The 14,546-nt window shown below is 65.0% G+C and carries 14 protein-coding genes, 34 tRNA genes and 1 other RNA gene; 46 read left to right on the forward strand and 3 right to left on the reverse strand.

Going from position 1 to position 14,546, the window contains the following annotated elements; translation table 11 throughout:
• Positions 1–73 precede the first annotated feature (73 nt).
• Positions 74–1,282: an AcrVA2 family anti-CRISPR protein gene (locus tag J2T57_RS07955; RefSeq protein WP_253476561.1), complete on the reverse strand. Its 1,209-nt coding sequence runs from the start codon at positions 1,280–1,282 to the stop codon at positions 74–76.
• Positions 1,283–1,666: 384 nt separating this feature from the next.
• Between J2T57_RS07955 and J2T57_RS07960 the strand changes: the two genes are divergently transcribed.
• Both J2T57_RS07960 and J2T57_RS07965 read left to right on the forward strand, forming a co-directional pair.
• Complete coding sequence (locus J2T57_RS07960) at positions 1,667–2,131, forward strand: DUF411 domain-containing protein (protein ID WP_253476563.1); 465 nt, start codon at positions 1,667–1,669, stop codon at positions 2,129–2,131.
• 102 nt (positions 2,132–2,233) lie between these two features.
• Positions 2,234–2,860, forward strand: a complete 627-nt coding sequence (locus J2T57_RS07965) for a hypothetical protein (RefSeq protein WP_253476565.1) — start codon at positions 2,234–2,236, stop codon at positions 2,858–2,860.
• On the opposite strand, the gene J2T57_RS07970 is transcribed toward J2T57_RS07965, so the two are convergent.
• Positions 2,818–3,198: a hypothetical protein gene (locus tag J2T57_RS07970; protein ID WP_253476567.1), complete on the reverse strand. Its 381-nt coding sequence runs from the start codon at positions 3,196–3,198 to the stop codon at positions 2,818–2,820. The genes J2T57_RS07965 and J2T57_RS07970 overlap by 43 nt on opposite strands.
• A gap of 227 nt (positions 3,199–3,425) precedes the next feature.
• Here J2T57_RS07970 and J2T57_RS07975 point away from each other — a divergent pair, with 227 nt between their 5' ends.
• The 6 genes from J2T57_RS07975 to J2T57_RS08000 all read left to right on the forward strand — a co-directional run bounded on the left by J2T57_RS07975 (position 3,426) and on the right by J2T57_RS08000 (position 5,342).
• Positions 3,426–4,037, forward strand: coding sequence for a hypothetical protein (locus J2T57_RS07975; RefSeq protein WP_253476568.1), 612 nt, complete (start codon positions 3,426–3,428; stop codon positions 4,035–4,037).
• 439 nt (positions 4,038–4,476) lie between these two features.
• Positions 4,477–4,562 (forward strand) — tRNA-Tyr (locus tag J2T57_RS07980).
• Between the two features lie 115 nt (positions 4,563–4,677).
• A tRNA-Glu gene (locus J2T57_RS07985) sits at positions 4,678–4,752 on the forward strand.
• Between the two features lie 4 nt (positions 4,753–4,756).
• Positions 4,757–4,832: transfer RNA gene (locus J2T57_RS07990), tRNA-Ala, on the forward strand.
• A 55-nt stretch (positions 4,833–4,887) separates the two neighbouring features.
• Positions 4,888–5,247: a transfer-messenger RNA gene (ssrA, locus tag J2T57_RS07995) on the forward strand.
• A gap of 19 nt (positions 5,248–5,266) precedes the next feature.
• Positions 5,267–5,342: transfer RNA gene (locus J2T57_RS08000), tRNA-Ala, on the forward strand.
• A 149-nt stretch (positions 5,343–5,491) separates the two neighbouring features.
• Here J2T57_RS08000 and J2T57_RS08005 read toward each other — a convergent pair.
• Complete coding sequence (locus tag J2T57_RS08005) at positions 5,492–5,731, reverse strand: hypothetical protein (protein ID WP_253476569.1); 240 nt, start codon at positions 5,729–5,731, stop codon at positions 5,492–5,494.
• Between the two features lie 54 nt (positions 5,732–5,785).
• Between J2T57_RS08005 and J2T57_RS08010 the strand changes: the two genes are divergently transcribed.
• From J2T57_RS08010 to J2T57_RS08195, 38 genes are all read left to right on the forward strand, one after another.
• A tRNA-Met gene (locus J2T57_RS08010) sits at positions 5,786–5,861 on the forward strand.
• 121 nt (positions 5,862–5,982) lie between these two features.
• A tRNA-Gly gene (locus J2T57_RS08015) sits at positions 5,983–6,058 on the forward strand.
• Positions 6,059–6,065: 7 nt separating this feature from the next.
• Positions 6,066–6,141, forward strand: a tRNA-Val gene (locus J2T57_RS08020).
• 6 nt (positions 6,142–6,147) lie between these two features.
• Positions 6,148–6,222 (forward strand) — tRNA-Glu (locus J2T57_RS08025).
• Positions 6,223–6,329: 107 nt separating this feature from the next.
• Positions 6,330–6,405 (forward strand) — tRNA-Thr (locus tag J2T57_RS08030).
• Between the two features lie 412 nt (positions 6,406–6,817).
• On the forward strand, positions 6,818–8,059 hold the full coding sequence (locus J2T57_RS08035) for an RNA-guided endonuclease InsQ/TnpB family protein (protein WP_253476571.1): 1,242 nt from the start codon (positions 6,818–6,820) through the stop codon (positions 8,057–8,059).
• A gap of 67 nt (positions 8,060–8,126) precedes the next feature.
• Positions 8,127–8,203, forward strand: a tRNA-Pro gene (locus J2T57_RS08040).
• 8 nt (positions 8,204–8,211) lie between these two features.
• A tRNA-Gly gene (locus J2T57_RS08045) sits at positions 8,212–8,287 on the forward strand.
• A gap of 70 nt (positions 8,288–8,357) precedes the next feature.
• Positions 8,358–8,434, forward strand: a tRNA-Asp gene (locus J2T57_RS08050).
• 4 nt (positions 8,435–8,438) lie between these two features.
• Positions 8,439–8,515, forward strand: a tRNA-Pro gene (locus J2T57_RS08055).
• 7 nt (positions 8,516–8,522) lie between these two features.
• Positions 8,523–8,598 (forward strand) — tRNA-His (locus tag J2T57_RS08060).
• Positions 8,599–8,603: 5 nt separating this feature from the next.
• Positions 8,604–8,694, forward strand: a tRNA-Ser gene (locus J2T57_RS08065).
• 16 nt (positions 8,695–8,710) lie between these two features.
• Positions 8,711–8,784, forward strand: a tRNA-Trp gene (locus tag J2T57_RS08070).
• Positions 8,785–8,793: 9 nt separating this feature from the next.
• Positions 8,794–8,868 (forward strand) — tRNA-Ile (locus tag J2T57_RS08075).
• 20 nt (positions 8,869–8,888) lie between these two features.
• A complete protein-coding gene (locus tag J2T57_RS08080) occupies positions 8,889–9,056 on the forward strand; it encodes a hypothetical protein (protein WP_253476572.1) in 168 nt (55 codons plus the stop codon).
• Between the two features lie 44 nt (positions 9,057–9,100).
• Positions 9,101–9,174 (forward strand) — tRNA-Cys (locus J2T57_RS08085).
• Positions 9,175–9,187: 13 nt separating this feature from the next.
• A tRNA-Gln gene (locus J2T57_RS08090) sits at positions 9,188–9,262 on the forward strand.
• Positions 9,263–9,272: 10 nt separating this feature from the next.
• A tRNA-Leu gene (locus tag J2T57_RS08095) sits at positions 9,273–9,357 on the forward strand.
• Positions 9,358–9,368: 11 nt separating this feature from the next.
• Positions 9,369–9,460 (forward strand) — tRNA-Ser (locus tag J2T57_RS08100).
• 8 nt (positions 9,461–9,468) lie between these two features.
• Positions 9,469–9,544, forward strand: a tRNA-Phe gene (locus J2T57_RS08105).
• 7 nt (positions 9,545–9,551) lie between these two features.
• Positions 9,552–9,627: transfer RNA gene (locus tag J2T57_RS08110), tRNA-Asn, on the forward strand.
• Positions 9,628–9,633: 6 nt separating this feature from the next.
• Positions 9,634–9,709: transfer RNA gene (locus tag J2T57_RS08115), tRNA-Arg, on the forward strand.
• A 171-nt stretch (positions 9,710–9,880) separates the two neighbouring features.
• A tRNA-Pro gene (locus tag J2T57_RS08120) sits at positions 9,881–9,957 on the forward strand.
• 8 nt (positions 9,958–9,965) lie between these two features.
• Positions 9,966–10,041: transfer RNA gene (locus J2T57_RS08125), tRNA-Lys, on the forward strand.
• Between the two features lie 44 nt (positions 10,042–10,085).
• Positions 10,086–10,176: transfer RNA gene (locus J2T57_RS08130), tRNA-Ser, on the forward strand.
• A gap of 5 nt (positions 10,177–10,181) precedes the next feature.
• Positions 10,182–10,275, forward strand: a tRNA-Ser gene (locus tag J2T57_RS08135).
• A 7-nt stretch (positions 10,276–10,282) separates the two neighbouring features.
• Positions 10,283–10,359 (forward strand) — tRNA-Arg (locus tag J2T57_RS08140).
• A gap of 52 nt (positions 10,360–10,411) precedes the next feature.
• Entirely contained in the window at positions 10,412–11,185 is a 774-nt protein-coding gene (locus J2T57_RS08145; RefSeq protein WP_253476574.1) for an ATP-grasp domain-containing protein, read from the forward strand.
• 11 nt (positions 11,186–11,196) lie between these two features.
• Positions 11,197–11,282: transfer RNA gene (locus J2T57_RS08150), tRNA-Leu, on the forward strand.
• A gap of 7 nt (positions 11,283–11,289) precedes the next feature.
• A tRNA-Arg gene (locus tag J2T57_RS08155) sits at positions 11,290–11,366 on the forward strand.
• A gap of 21 nt (positions 11,367–11,387) precedes the next feature.
• Positions 11,388–11,464 (forward strand) — tRNA-Arg (locus J2T57_RS08160).
• Between the two features lie 24 nt (positions 11,465–11,488).
• Positions 11,489–11,565 (forward strand) — tRNA-Ile (locus J2T57_RS08165).
• A 6-nt stretch (positions 11,566–11,571) separates the two neighbouring features.
• Positions 11,572–11,647 (forward strand) — tRNA-Lys (locus J2T57_RS08170).
• Between the two features lie 36 nt (positions 11,648–11,683).
• On the forward strand, positions 11,684–11,902 hold the full coding sequence (locus J2T57_RS08175) for a hypothetical protein (RefSeq protein WP_253476576.1): 219 nt from the start codon (positions 11,684–11,686) through the stop codon (positions 11,900–11,902).
• 36 nt (positions 11,903–11,938) lie between these two features.
• The gene (locus J2T57_RS08180; RefSeq protein ID WP_253476577.1) at positions 11,939–12,517 is read left to right on the forward strand and encodes an HNH endonuclease; all 579 of its coding nucleotides are present in this window, start codon (positions 11,939–11,941) and stop codon (positions 12,515–12,517) included.
• Positions 12,518–12,818: 301 nt separating this feature from the next.
• The gene (locus J2T57_RS08185; RefSeq protein ID WP_253476579.1) at positions 12,819–13,205 is read left to right on the forward strand and encodes an MbcA/ParS/Xre antitoxin family protein; all 387 of its coding nucleotides are present in this window, start codon (positions 12,819–12,821) and stop codon (positions 13,203–13,205) included.
• Complete coding sequence (locus tag J2T57_RS08190) at positions 13,206–13,907, forward strand: RES family NAD+ phosphorylase (RefSeq protein WP_253476581.1); 702 nt, start codon at positions 13,206–13,208, stop codon at positions 13,905–13,907.
• A gap of 217 nt (positions 13,908–14,124) precedes the next feature.
• Positions 14,125–14,538 (forward strand): hypothetical protein, encoded by a 414-nt coding sequence (locus tag J2T57_RS08195; RefSeq protein ID WP_253476583.1) that lies wholly within the window; start codon positions 14,125–14,127, stop codon positions 14,536–14,538.
• Positions 14,539–14,546 lie beyond the last annotated feature (8 nt).

Genomic DNA, 14,546 nt, shown 5'->3' on the forward strand with positions numbered 1-14,546 from the left:
AACCCACCGGGCCGTAGCAGCCGGCCCCGCCAGCGCGACAGCTCTCGCGCTGTTCAGAGGCCACCCCCCCCGGCTAGCGCACCAGGTAGGGTTTGTTCACAACCTCGGCAACATCTGGCCCCTTCATGTAGGGGCGTATCCAGATCAGCTTCCGGTCGGCCCTTCCGGCGCCGTGGGCCTGGTTGCGCCAGTGCCCCCGGACCATGAATCGAGTGGTCGGCGCGCTGCCGGAGGCTCTTTTGCCATCCCCACTCGCCGCGCCGCGCTCGATGACGATCGGGCTGACCGACGCGCCGATCTCACTGTAGTCGAGTGCCGTGTGACGACTCGCCTCCTTGCGATAGAGGCGCTTCTTGCGCCCGGAGGTCGCGGCCGCGGCCTTCTCCTCGAGCGCCTGGCGCTGAGCGCGCCGCGGCGTGAGCTCCGCCTCCTCGGAGGAGAGGTAGAGCAGGGTATTCATGACCATGCGAAAGAAGAGCAGTCCGTCGGTGTAGAAGAGCGAATCATCCGTGTAAGGCTCGACATTCAGCTCGTCGTCGAGGCTGTAACCGCCGTGGGGTGCTGTCCGGCCAATCTTGTCCCACTCGGTGCGAAGCGACTGCTCGAGCGTCCAGTCGTCCGGGAGGTAGATCTGGCGCTTGGCCATCATGTAACCCTTGGACGGGGGTCTGGCATGCCAGGCGAGAATCATGAGGCTTCTGCCGGGCAGATCCGCCGTGCCTGGCAGCATGGTGAGCTCGGCGGTGACCGGGGCGCTGTAGTCGAGCTCCCTGAAGTGCATGGCGCGCCGCCCCTCGCGCCCCTGGAGGTTGTGCAGGGCGTCGATCGCAGCCGGGGAGGTGAAGACCATCTGAAAAGACGGGTAGGGCACCTGGATCAGCTCAGCGCGCATGTTCACCTCGGTGTTGGCGAGGTGCTCGGAGAGGTTGTCACTCACATAGAAGGTCTTCTTGCCGGAGAGGGCGAAGTTAAGGTAGGCGTGGTACTCGTAGTTTGCCGAGAGCAGCATCTGTCCCAGCATGGGGTCGTGCTTGCGGGCCATCTCGATGTGGGGCCGTAATGTCTCCTTGTCCACGCCCTGCTGCGTGGCTGCGTTCTCAAGCACCTCTTCGATGAGCGCGTCGCAGCAGGCGCTGAAGCGGCTCGGGTAGTCATCGATCGATTTGATGACTTCAGGCGGCTCCGCCTGTCCGGCAAGCTCGGCTGCGTCCTGCTCGGCGAACGTGACCACGGCCGGGCGCACGCGCTGGAGGAACTCGTAGTAGGTCGGCGGCAGGCTCATGGGTGTCGTCCTCGGTCGTCGATTGATCCGGCGATTCTAGCGCCGGGGCACCGCCCTGTCTCCCCCACGCGGCGCTGCCATCAGGGCCCTTGCGATGCGGGCGTATTTGCGGAGCCTCTCGACCAGGGCGGTCGGTCGCATTGACCGCACACGCCCTGGCCTCCATCCGGGCGGGTGGGGCGCCGAGCAGCGCCGACAGATCCTCGGATCGCTCACAAAGCGTGGGCGCGCTCCCGACAATGGCTGGCGTGACCCGCGCAAGACGGTCGAAGGGCAGACTTGCGCAGGATCAATTTCTCTTGAAATAAATCAGGTATGCTGGCCGAGACTGTCACAGACCCGCGGCGCGCACGGCGCCCGGGCAGCAAGCGGGAGCAACCAGGCATGAAAAAATCATTGGGGCTGGTCGCAGCGGCCATGGCGGCGCTACTCACGGGCGCGAGCATCCAGGGCGCGGCGGCAGGCGAGGCGACGGAGGTCTTCGTCTACAAGACGCCGACCTGTGGCTGTTGCGTCGGCGCGATCCGCCACCTGGAGCGCGAGGGGCTGACTGTTCGAAGTTTTGACGTCTCCCAGCGTCAGCTCGGCGAGCTCCGCGCGCAGTATGGGCTGCCGGCGGACCTGCTCTCCTGTCACAGCGCCTATGTCGATGGCTACCTGGTGGAGGGCCATGTGCCGGCGAGTGCCATCAGGCGGCTCGTGGCCGAGCGCCCGAATGTCGCCGGCATTGCTGTGCCGGGCATGCCGCTTGGCGCCCCCGGAATGGAGCACCCGCTCGGGCTGCGCGAGGCCTATGCCGTGATCGCTTTCGGCGCCGAGGGTGAGCGCACGGTGTTTGCGCAGTACTAGCGCGAGACGCTCGCCGCCGAGCCTGCCCTTGCGAGGCCGTCTGGTCGCGACTACCTTGCCGGTATCAAGGCACTGAAAGTGGCTCCAGGGAGGGCGATCGGCATGCAGAGGGAAGCGGCACAACTCGGCGATGGGCCGTGTCCGGCGCACTGGTCCGCACAGCACTGCGAAATGGCGCTCAACAGCCTCCTTGCCGAGGGCAGGCGCGTCCTGCGCGACGCGGGAGACCTCCCGGGCCCCAGACTCCGGCTCTATCGAGGGGGCGCCAGCGCTGACCTCACGCTTCCGCCTGCGCGGCGCGATGGCCGCGTGCGCCTGCAACTCGCCGCGGCCAGGGCCTGCGCCAGGGCGGTATCGTGCGAGGCGGCCGCGCTGATGCTCTGCGCCTGGAGCGGGGAGTCCGGGCGCGAGCGCGAGGTGCTGTTTGCAACGCTCGAGATCGCCGGTGGCGGCGTGATCGACCAGGGCTACCGCATCGAGCGGGACGCAGCAGGGCAAGTCACCGGGTTCGGTCCATGGTCGGCGGCGATTGGCCCCTGTGGCGGGTCAGGCTGTGCCGGGCTACTCAATGGCCCGCTACTCGCGCTGCCGTGGGGCGCACGCGCGCTCTCCCGGACGCTCACCGAGCGCGCCCACACCCTGCTGGGATCACCAGGGCGAGCAGCGGCTGGCGAGAAGGCGCGTGCTCAGGCGGCGCAACGACGCGCGACGCGGAACTCGGAGAAGTAGCGCGGCTCACCCTGACGGTCCTCCGGCCGGCGGCCGGGCCGGGAGGCGTCGATCTCGCCGACCACCTGGTCCCGGGTGCCGTTCTCGCGCACGATGGTCAGCACCGCGCGGCCCATGGCGGGGAGCACCACGGGGCTGATCACCATCATCCCGGGCTTGGTGGCATCGCGCTCGGCGACGGTCACCTGGATCATCCGCCCATTGCTCTCGAGATTGGTCAGCACGCCGTGGAAGTGCCGGGCGCTGCCGCGGTAGTCCACGTGCAGCCCCTGGGGCAGGTTCGCGGTCATCCGATCGATAATGGCAAGCTGCTCCGAGGAGAGCGCGTTGGCAGTCATGTAGTCGGCCATGGTGTCACCTTCATTGTCTGTGTGCGTTCGTGGCGCACCGCCTCGCGGCGTGCACCTCCATGCGGCCGCCATCATAACGCACTTTTAGTTTTCGTCAAATTAAAAAATAGATGGGGTTTGTGACATGCCGCACAGTTGGCAAAGCGCGCGCGGCGCGCAGCAGCACAGACACCGCCTATACTCGGCGCTAGCGAAGCTGGTGGGCGAGGGTGGGCATGGGCAAAGAGTCATCGGGGCAGTTCGGCGAGTGGCAACAGGACGCGTGGCTCACGAAGAGCCAGCTCAGGGAGCGCGGCTGGACCGACGGCGCCATACGGCGCTTCCTTGGCGAGGCTGACCGCCAAAAGCCCAACCCCTACCGGTCGACAGGGCCGAAAATGCAGCTTTTTGCGCGGGGCCGGGTCGTGGCCGCGGAGAGCACAAGCGGGTTTATCGCCTGGCAGGCAGCCACCCGTGAGCAGCGCGAGAAGCTCTCGATCGCCGCCAGTCGACGGGCAGAAGAGGCCAGGGCGGCGCTTCGCGAGCATATCGCGAACCTCCGAATCAAGGTGCCTGACCTCGGCGACAAGCGCACAGTCTTCAGGATGGCCGTTAAGCACTACAACACACTCTGGGAGCGGCGCGGCGAGTACGACCGGGTGGCGAGCCTCGAGGACGACGAGGCTTTTTTGAGGCGGATCGCAATGAACATGCTCCGTCATTCCTACACGAGCTATGAGCGCCAGCTCGACAGGCTCTTCGGCCAGATCGGCCGAGAGGAGGGGTATGCGCTGTTGCGAGAGCGAGTGACGCAGTCGATAGTCGCGCGATACCCCTACCTCCGGTAGCAGAACTGCCGGGGCTGGGCACCTCAGGCCGCCCTTGAATAATTGACGGGAAAATAATGCTTGCAATGCGCTGCGTCCCTCGGTATACTGAAGGCATGATGAAAAACTATCCACACAAACTGTCGTTGTCCGTCTCAGCCGCTGATTGTGGTCGCACAGGACAATCACGCCCGGCCCCCGGCATTAGCTGGCGGCAGGAGAGTGTGGAAGGCTGACAGGCTCGGGCTTGACCCGGGCAACCGGGGTCAAGCATCAAGTGCCTTCCGAAAGGAGCCCCGGCAAGATGCGCGGGGCTTTTTTGATGCTCCCGCAGCGACCCGAAGGGGTCGGCTCTTTAACAAGTCGGGATCATCAAGCGATGGCGCGGTCGGCCAGGGGATTACTCCGCCTGCCAGGCGCAGACGGACGAGGCGTCTGGCTGGCCGCGCAATCGCACATCGGGGAGTCGGCGACGACGGTGAGTCGCACCAGACTGTAAATCTGGCGCCAATGGCTTTGGGAGTTCGAATCTCTCACTCCCCACCAGACAAGCGGGCCTGGTGCGAGCGGTTTTATCGCACCGGGTCCAGGCAGGAGACTGCCGACAGGCATCGCCGCGACGCGCACCTCCCAGGGGGATGTGCTGCGAGCGGAGCACCACGCACCTATCGTCTAGCGGTCAGGACACCGGCCTCTCACGCCGGGAACCGGGGTTCGAACCCCCGTAGGTGCACCATTTCGGGGCCATAGCTCAGCTGGGAGAGCGCCTGCATGGCATGCAGGAGGTCGGCGGTTCGATCCCGCCTGGCTCCACCAGACACACCCGGGAGGGTGAGTGCAGTGCGGGCGGCACGCCGCCCGGTAGTTCGAAGGGGCTGTATTGGTTTCGACAGTGATGGCGAAGCCGTGCTGCAGGCGGGAGCACCAGGGTGCTTCCTCAAAAAATCCCTGGACCGAAATAGTTGCCAACGACGACAACTACGATCACGCCCTGGTAGCGTGATCCACGCCCTGACGAAGGCTGCGGCTGCCTTGTCGGGGGGTGTCAATCAAAGTCCGCTCGACCGCTGCCCTCTCACCCAGGGGCGCGGTTCAGACTGTCAGGGTGCCGGTCCTGCCCGCCTGGCGGCTGCGCGGCGCAGGCCAACCGGATAGAAGCAGCCGTACTAAGCCTGTAGAGTGCACGATGGAGCGTCGCTGGACGCGGGTTCGACTCCCGCCAGCTCCACCATTATTATCAAGCAGTCAATGGGGCCATAGCTCAGCTGGGAGAGCACCTGCTTTGCAAGCAGGGGGTCGTCGGTTCGATCCCGACTGGCTCCACCATTCCAAGGTCGTGCGGCCTGCCGCACGGCCACGCCCCCCGGGCAGGGCCGGGGCGTTTAGTCGACCGGGCGATACGAAAAGGCGCCGCCGGGGCGGAACCGGCACAGACAATGCCCAAGGCGAGGCGGCGCGGCGGGAGCCGCATCCGCTCACTCCTTCTTTCGGTAGCGATAGGTGTTGGGTTCCTGGCGATTCAGATACTCGGCGATCTCTCGGGCCATTGCCTGGTTATCGGAAAAGCCGTAGACATCGACAACGTCAAATTGCTCGTCCTGGAACATGACTCCCGATCGAGAAATCGTGTAGGCGTCGACTTCACCCCCGGGATCTTGTTGGCAACCTGGCGCCAGGCATGTCGCAACGCATAGAAGCAGGAGCTTGGCCTTCATGGGCTTCATGCCTCCAGCATCGTTTCGGAAGCCAGTTTAAGGATAGAGCATCACAGCGGATTAGAGCAGAGGCCAGCTCGCCAGGTTCATATCCTGGAGGTCGGTGGTTCGAATCCATCATCCGCTTCCAAAGCGCGGGGCAGCGCGCCCCGGGGCAGGGGCAAGGGCGCCTGCCGGACACTCCCGCCGAGCGGCGGGGGTGCCATCGAGGCCTTCGCGGTTGCGCCAGCGTGAGCAAAGCAACCGTGGCCGCGGGAGTAGCTCAGTTGGTAGAGCGCAACCTTGCCAAGGTTGAGGTCGCGAGTTCGAGCCTCGTCTCCCGCTCCAGTCTCTTCGGTGCTTAGCTCAGCCGGTAGAGCGCCGCCCTTACAAGGCGGATGTCGGGAGTTCGACCCTCTCAGCACCGACCACCAAACGCTCCTGTCATCTAGCGGCCAGGATTCCGCCCTTTCAAGGCGGCCACCGGGGTTCGAGCCCCCGCGGGAGCACCAGTGACCGGCGCGCCAGCATGGGGCGCCACAGAAAAGCCAGGCTCGCCGGCGCGTGCTCCCGAGCGCCAGCGAAAAGCCACAAGGCGGGTTGTCGGGGGACTGATCATGCTGGTGTAGCTCAGTTGGTAGAGCGGCTGCCTTGTAAGCAGCGGGTCGCAGGTTCGAGGCCTGTCGCCAGCTCCAGAACGACGTGCCGTCTCGCCGACGGCTAGTCCGGGACCGACCCCGGATGAAGGGAAGCCGTGTGGCAGCGGCATCAAAAAGGCCGGGTCCTGGAGCGGACCGGAGGGCACCCCGTCAGGCGACGCACCGGAGCCAGTTGATGGCGTTGAACGTGTTAGCCAGTGTCCATTTTGCAAAGCCCCTTTAGCTCAGCTGGCAGAGCGGCGCATTGGACGAGCCACGGACGGCGAAGACCCCGCCGGCCCTGGAGTCTTGCGGAGCGGTGAGCCCGGCCAGGCATTCCGCCGTTGCCGGGTAGCGAGGCCGACGTCCGGCGGAGATCGCCCCCCATCCTTCGCGGCCAGTCTTTTCGGGGGTTGACGCGGATACTGTATATCCATACAGTGTAACTATGGAGACTCCCACCACCGTCATGCGCGCCTACAAGCTGCGGATCTACCCGAGCGGCGCACAGCAGAAGCTCATCGAGCGCTGGCTGGGGGCAGGGCGCTGGGCCTGGAATCATGCCCTTGAGCGCCGCCAGAAGGCCTATCGGCGACGCAAGGAGTCGGTGAGCGGCGTGGACGTCTCGCGCGCCATCACGGCACTGAAAAAGACAAGGCGCTACGCCTGGCTGAAGGCGATCCCGAGCTCGGTGGTCACCCAGCGCCTGCGCGACCAGGACAAGGCGTTTGCCGCGTTCTTCAAGGGAGACGCCGACTACCCGCGCTTCAAGAAGCGACACCAGGGCCAGAGCATCCGCCTGCAGCTCGATCAGCGCCACACAAAGCCCCGCGCCTACTGGCTTGCCGGTGAGGTTATGGTGCCGGGGCTTGGCGTGGTGAAGGCCCGCGGCACGCACCCCAGGGCCTTCCCGAAGATGGTGACGCTGCGCCGCGACGGTGCCGGGCGCTACTTTGCCTCGGTGATGGTCGAGGAAGTGGCACCGGCGGCGAAGGCCGCCCGCGGCGCTGTCGGCATCGATCTCGGTCTCGCCCATCTGGCAACGCTCTCAAGCGGCGAGAAAATCACCAACGGACGGCCGTACCGAACTGCGCGCCGGCGCTTGAGGCGCGCGCAGCGCGCCTTATCAAGACAGCGCAAGGGCAGCCAGCGCTACCGCCGGCAGAAGCAGCGTATCGCAAGACTCAATGCCCGGGTGGCGAACACCCGGCGTGATGCCCTGCACAAGCTCACTCGACGCCTGATCGACGAGAACCAAGTCGTCTGCGTCGAGAGCCTGTGCATCACCGGGCTTGCCAAAAGCAAGCTCGCGGCGAGCGTCCATGACGCGGGCTGGGGGGAGCTGCTGCGCCAGCTCCGCTACAAGGCCGCCTGGGCCGGGCGGGAGGTGATCGCCATCGATCGCTTCGCGCCGAGCACCCGGCGGTGCTCGGCGTGCACGGCCATCGGGGCGAAGCGAAGCCTCTCGGTGCGCGCCTGGACCTGTGAGGCGTGTGGTGCCGAGCACGACCGCGACATCAACGCGGCGAAGAACATCCTTGAGCTGGGATTAAACGAGCTCCTACCCGCGGGGAGCGGGGAGGTCATGCGCGTGGAGGGTGACACCCCCCGTCTGGGAGCGGCCGCGTGCGGCCGCCACCGGCGGGCATCCGTTGAAGCGCGAACCTGGCAAGCCATCAAGCCCTGTCCGGAACAGGGCGCGGTGGCTTAGCGAAGGATTCCAACGTAACGCGCAGGCCCGCGGTTTGATTCCGCGAGGGGGCTCCATGTTGTCTTTTCCGGGTTTAGCGTAGTCTGGTAGCGCACCTGCTTTGGGAGCAGGGGGTCGGGAGTTCGAATCTCTCAACCCGGACCAATTATCAGGCGGGAGTAGCTCAGTTGGCAGAGCGCAACCCTCCCAAGGTTGAGGTCGCGAGTTCGAACCTCGTCTCCCGCTCCATGTTCCGGCTCTGCCCGACCAGGCATCCGGCATTCAAGACCTGGTGAGGCTCCGCGCTGCCAGGCACCACGCCCCCGTAGCTCAGTTGGTCAGAGCGCCGGCCTGTCACGCCGGAGGTCGCCCGTTCGAGCCGGGTCGGGGGCGCCATTTTCGGAGCATAGCGCAGTCTGGTAGCGCGCCTCGTTCGGGACGAGGAGGTCGCAGGTTCGAGCCCTGCTGTTCCGACCAATCGATGGCGGATGTAGCTCAGTTGGTAGAGCCCTGGATTGTGATTCCGGTGGTCGCGGGTTCGACTCCCGTCATTCGCCCCATTTTCGGAGAGCTGGCAGAGCGGTTGATTGCGGCAGTCTTGAACACTGCTGGCCGCCTTGTGCGGCCCGTGGGTTCGAATCCCACGCTCTCCACCAGATGCAGGCGTTTTCAGGCCCGATAGTTCAACGGTAGAGCACCGGTCTCCAAAACCGGGAATGGGAGTTCGAATCTCTCTCGGGTCGCCAGTTTTCAATAGCCAATTAGCTCAGCGGTAGAGCACCCGGCTGATAACCGGGAGGTCTCTGGTTCAAATCCGGAATTGGCTACCAACACCAGGAGGAGTCGAGCGATGGCGGCGAGCAGGAATGCAGTCCGATTGCCCCTCAGGCCGCGGGGCCGCGACGAGGTGGTCACCCCGCGGCCGATCGCGGGCAGGCATGCCGCACTTGTCGAGGCGGCACTCGCCGAGACGCTGGCGAGCGAGGGCGAGACGCTGCGCGCGCTCGCAAGGATCTGACCAGAGCCAGGGCGAGGGCGCCCTGGGGCGGGATCTCTTTTTCCGGACATGTGGCCGAGTGGTCAGGCAGTGGACTGCAAATCCGCCCACGGGGGTTCGATTCCCTTCATGTCCTCCAGACACGCACCTTTTGGGGTGTCGCCAAGCGGTAAGGCACGGGGTTTTGATCCCCGCACTCCCAGGTTCGAATCCTGGCACCCCAGCCAACACACCCGCGCCGTCCTGGCGGAACTGGCAGACGCGCTGGCTTCAAACCCCAGTGAGGCAACTCATCCCGGTTCGACTCCGGGGGACGGCACCAATGTTCATCCCGGAGAGGTGGCTGAGTGGCTTAAAGCACTCCCCTGCTAAGGGAGAGCGGGCACAGACGTCCGCCGAGGGTTCGAATCCCTCCCTCTCCGCCACTTTCAGAGGCCCGGTAGCTCAGACGGTAGAGCAGCGGATTGAAAATCCGCGTGTCGGTGGTTCGACTCCACCCCTGGCCACCAGTCCCATTCCCCGGTAGCTCAGTTGGTAGAGCGCCTGACTGTTAATCAGGGTGTCGGCGGTTCGAGCCCGTCCCGGGGAGCCATAATTTGCGCCCATAGCTAATGGGATAGAGCGACGGCCTTCTAAGCCGTGGGCTCCAGGTTCGAGTCCTGGTGGGCGCGCCAAAGCGCCGCACTGCCCGCCTGAGGCGACCAGGGCCTCCCAGCCGATCAACAACACCCTCCACGCCTCTCAATGATGCGCACCCCGGGGGGTTACTTCTTCCAGGTCCAGGCTTTTGGTGGGGCCCCTCCGCGCGCGAGAGCCGGGCAAGGGCACGCACAGATCCACAAAATCGGGGTGTAGCTCAGTCTGGCAGAGCGCTCGCCTGGGGGGCGAGAGGTCGCAGGTTCAAATCCTGCCATCCCGACCACTTTCTACGGGCCGTTAGCTCAGTTGGTAGAGCTGCGTACTTTTAATACGCCTAGCGCTGGTTCGAGTCCAGCACGGCCCACCAAATCAACTATTTATTATATTAGGGTGATAAACAGGATTAGAAATAGTGGGGTGACGGAGCGGCTTAACGGCGCGTCCTGGAAAGGCGATGGTCCCCTGGCGGGACACGCGGGTTCGAATCCTGCCCCCACTGCCAGTTTCGGTGAGATGGCAGAGCCTGGCTGATTGCGCCCGCCTCGAAAGCGGGAGGCCCTGGAGACAGGGCCCGGGGGTTCGAATCCCTCTCTCACCTCCATGATCACGCCCCGTTAGCTCAGCTGGATAGAGCGCTCGGCTACGAACCGGGAGGTCGGAGGTTCAAATCCTTCACGGGGCACCACTTCCAATCATCGCGGGGAGACTCCCGGCGATCAGCATGCTGGAGAGACGTCATGTGGGCCATGGTCGAGTCGGATCAGTACGGCATGGGTGTCGAGAGTGCGGCGGTCTACCGTCACGGCCTCGTGACGGGGAAAGTCGTCCGCGGCTTCCGGCGCGAGCAGCTGGCTGCGGGCCACCTTTCGATCGATCGCGGGGCGCTTGTTGTCGGCGGCGTGGCAACGCTTGTCACCGTCCTCGAGCGCCTGGGCGTGACGGCACCTGAGCCGGATTACTACCCGAGCGCTCTCCGCAACAAGCTCGGGCGGCAGGTGGAAAAGACAACCCTTGGTGAAGCGATCCAGCGGGCGAAAAAGACACGGGTCTTTGTGAAATCGCACGACTGGAAGGTGCTGACGGGCTGCGTTATCAAGGGCAGTACGCCGGAGGATGGGGCGGGGGCGAGTCTTCTCGTCCGGCCTGCGGAGATGCCGGTCTGGGTCGCCGAGTCGGTGCGCTTCGTCGCCGAATACCGTGTCTATGTGCTCGGCGGGGAGATCCTGGCGGCCTGCGTCTACGAAGGCGACGATGCGCTCGATGACGCCCCGCCGGTGATTTGCATGCGCACGGTCGAAGACGCGGTGGCCGCCCTCGCCGAGGCCGGCGACACGCGCGCCGGCTATGCCTTCGACTGGGGCCTTCTTGCCACTGGCGAGACGGTGCTTGTTGAAAACAACGACGGCTGGGCCATCGGCAAGTACCCGGGCATCACCGATGCCGACTATACGGCGCTGCTCCACGCACGCTGGGCGCAGCTCACGGGCGGGCGCGAAGAAGCTGCGTCCTGACAATGATTTGCGCGCGGATGGTGGAATCAGGTAGACACGCCGGATTTAGGTTCCGGTGCCGCAAGGTGTGAGAGTTCGAGTCTCTCTCCGCGCACCACCACAACGCCCCGGTAGCTCAGCGGAGCAGAGCACTGGCCTCCGAAGCCAGGGGTCGCAGGTTCGAGTCCTGCCCGGGGCGCCAGAGTCGGCCGCCAAGACCCGTGCGCCAGTAGCTCAGCTGGATAGAGCGTCCCCCTCCTAAGGGGAAGGCCGCAGGTTCGACTCCTGCCTGGCGCGCCAACACCCCGTGCAGGACACACCAACGGCTAGGTAGCTCAGCTGGAAGCAGCACCGGACTCATAACCCGGAGGTCGCAGGTTCAAGTCCTGCCCTAGCCACCATACGACAGGCCTCTAGCTCAACTGGCAGAGCAGGTGACTCTTAATCATCAGGTTCAGGGTTCGACTCCCTGGAGGCCTACCAAATTCACCCATCTTCTTAAAATACAAGGCTAACATCATGTCCAAGAACGCAATGCTCACGGCCGGTGAGCACTACTCATTTATCGTCAAGGACCCGCGCAGCGGGGAGGTCGAGGCAAAGCCCCGTCAGTTCCTGGGCGATCGGGCAGTCGGTGGCGTGGACTTCTACGCCGTTGCCCGCAACGACGGATCGCAGCACCTGATCCGCGAGAACACGGTCGTCGAGATCCGGCGAGCGCAGCGAAAGGCCGCGTAGCACACGCCTCGCGGCCACTTTGAGGGAGAGAGGGCCGTGAGCGCAGCGAACGTAACGATGATCCCGACTTGCAACACCCCGGTGCTCGCGCTCGACGCGGGCGGGCGGCCGCTTGCCTGGATCAGCTGGCAGGATGGCGTGCGCGCCATCGTTGGCGAGCGCGTGCTCTGGTCGGCCGGTGCGCCGGTGATCGTCGCCCGGGGTGGTGATCGTGGCGGGCGCAGGAGCGAGGTGGCGGTACCGGCGGTGCTCGCGCTCCTCGGGCTTGATCGCGGTGAGACGATCGCGCGGGTACCGCGGCTCACAAACCGCGGACTCTTCGAGCGAGACCGCCGGCTCTGTCTTTACTGCGGGGAGCGCTTCGCCGCCGCCGGGCTCACGCGCGACCATGTGCATCCGCGCGCACGCGGCGGCCCGGACACCTGGGAGAACTGTGTGACGGCCTGCATGGGCTGCAACGGGGCCAAGGGCTGCCGGACGCCGGAGGAGGCGGGGCTTCGTCTGATCGCGCTGCCCTATGCGCCATCGCATGCCGAGTCGCTCGTCTTCCAGAACCGGCGCATTCTCGCCGACCAGATGGAGTTTCTTGAGGCGTTTCTGCCGAAGCGGCGATAGTGCAACAGGGCCGGTACCGAACTCGGGTACCGGCCCTTTCTTTGTCTGGAGAACCACAGCCTTCCCAGGCAGGGACTGGCGCCGATCCCTGGCCACGCACCTGGTCATGCCGCGGCGCATGCCGGATTCGTGATCTTCGGCCAGGGTCGGACCATACGACAACCGGGGCGGAGGTTGCCGCACACGGGGCTCCATGGGGGCCACCCAGGCCGGGATCAGCGACTGGATCTCTTGTGTCCAGATGACTTCTGTTACATTAAATGTTACATTTGCAACACAAGCAAGATCACGGGAGAGTGTCATGCACGCCGAATCAGCGGCACGCGAACAGAGCCGGAGCGCCCTGGCGAAAATGGTGACCAAGGCATTCGAGAACTGGCACCTGAGCTCTGTCGAGCAGACAGCGATGCTCGGCCTCGCCCCCGGCAACCGTGCGGCCATCCACCGCTACCGCAAGGGGGCGCCGCTTGCGGCAAGTCGGGACATGCTCGAGCGTGCCGGCCACATTCTCGCGATACACAAGTCGCTGCGGATCCTGTTCCCGCACAATCGCGACCTGGCCTACCAGTGGATGCGCACACGAAACCGCGCCTTTGACAATCGGACGCCGGCCGAGCTGATCCAGCAGCGCGGCTTCGAGGGGCTGCTCATGGTTCGCGCCTACCTGGACCGGGCGCGGGCGCACTGAATGGGTGACATCCTGAACGACGCCAGTCTGTTTGTTGCGGATGAGGAGATGGTCCGCAACATCGTCTCGCTGCGGGAGTCGCAGGACGTGTTTGACGACCTCTCGGACGACCCGGTTGAGCAGCGGATCGCCATTGACCATGAGATGGCAATCAAGCCCGAGGAGTACCGATCGAACCAGCCCATCATTGATCGCCCGTTCGAGGAATCAGCCTGGTTCAATGCCGTCGCGTTTCCGTTCGAGAACTGGGCCCACTCACGCTTCTCCGCGGGGGGCTTCGGCGTCTGGTATGGCGCGCCGAAGATCGAGACCACGGTCTACGAGACCGTCCACCACTGGCGAAATCGCCTGCTCACGGATGCTGAGGGGTTTCTTCGCCCGGGCATCATCGCCAATCGGCGTGTCTACCACGTGCACTGCGAAGCCGCACTCGTCGACCTGCGCCCCTTCGTCGAGCAAAACCCCGCCCTTGTAGATAAAGCGGATTACACGTTTACGCAAGCGCTCGGAGCGAGGTTGCAGCGCGAGGGGCACCCAGGCCTGCTCAGTCGCTCGGCACGCTGTGCGGGTGATATTTGCGCGATCTTCAACCAACAGGTCCTCTCTGACCCAATGACGGCCTGCTACCTCACATACACCACCACTGAGCGCGGTGTTGTGGTCGAGCGCGAGATCGGGAATGCCTGGATGGTGGTTGCCTGAATCGTCGTCATACCCCGGTCATGGGCAACAGGCCACTGCTCTAACGTCGTCCACCGTGACCAACTCGCCCTCGCGCGGAAGGGCCTGGCTCAAGAGACCCCGCGTAGCGTAATGAGTGTGCTTTGCGCCCAGAGGCGCCGCCGACAGGCCGGGCTTTCGCTGCACATCAAAGTGCTTTAGAGTGCTTTAACGCACTCTGATCAGACAGGAGTCAGCCATGGCCACTCTCCCGAGCAACGCGTTCGTCGCGGTACCGATTCGCCTCGACCTCTACCAGGAGCTCATGCGCCGGCACGGGCAGGCCGCCAACGCCGTCGTCGAGGACCAGGTGGAGGCCTTTCTGGAGCGCACTGAGGGCGATCCGGTGGTGTCACCCGCGGCCGAGGGGGTGACCTGGGACGGCCTTTTCCTCCCCGAGAAGACCCGGCTGCGGACCAGGCACCGGAGGGTGTACAAGTACGCAGATGTTGTTAGCGACCACATCGTCTACGAGGGCGAGCGGTATTCCACCGTCAACAGGGCGGTGAATGCCATGCGAAACAATACCCAGAACAATGCCTGGCGCTTCACGGAGGTGCTCCGCCCGTCCGACGCAGGCTGGACACCCGCGGAGCGGCTCCGGCGTCGGTAGATGCGGGC

It is taken from the genome of Natronocella acetinitrilica, assembly GCF_024170285.1.
Taxonomy (GTDB): Bacteria; Pseudomonadota; Gammaproteobacteria; order Nitrococcales; family Aquisalimonadaceae; genus Natronocella; species Natronocella acetinitrilica.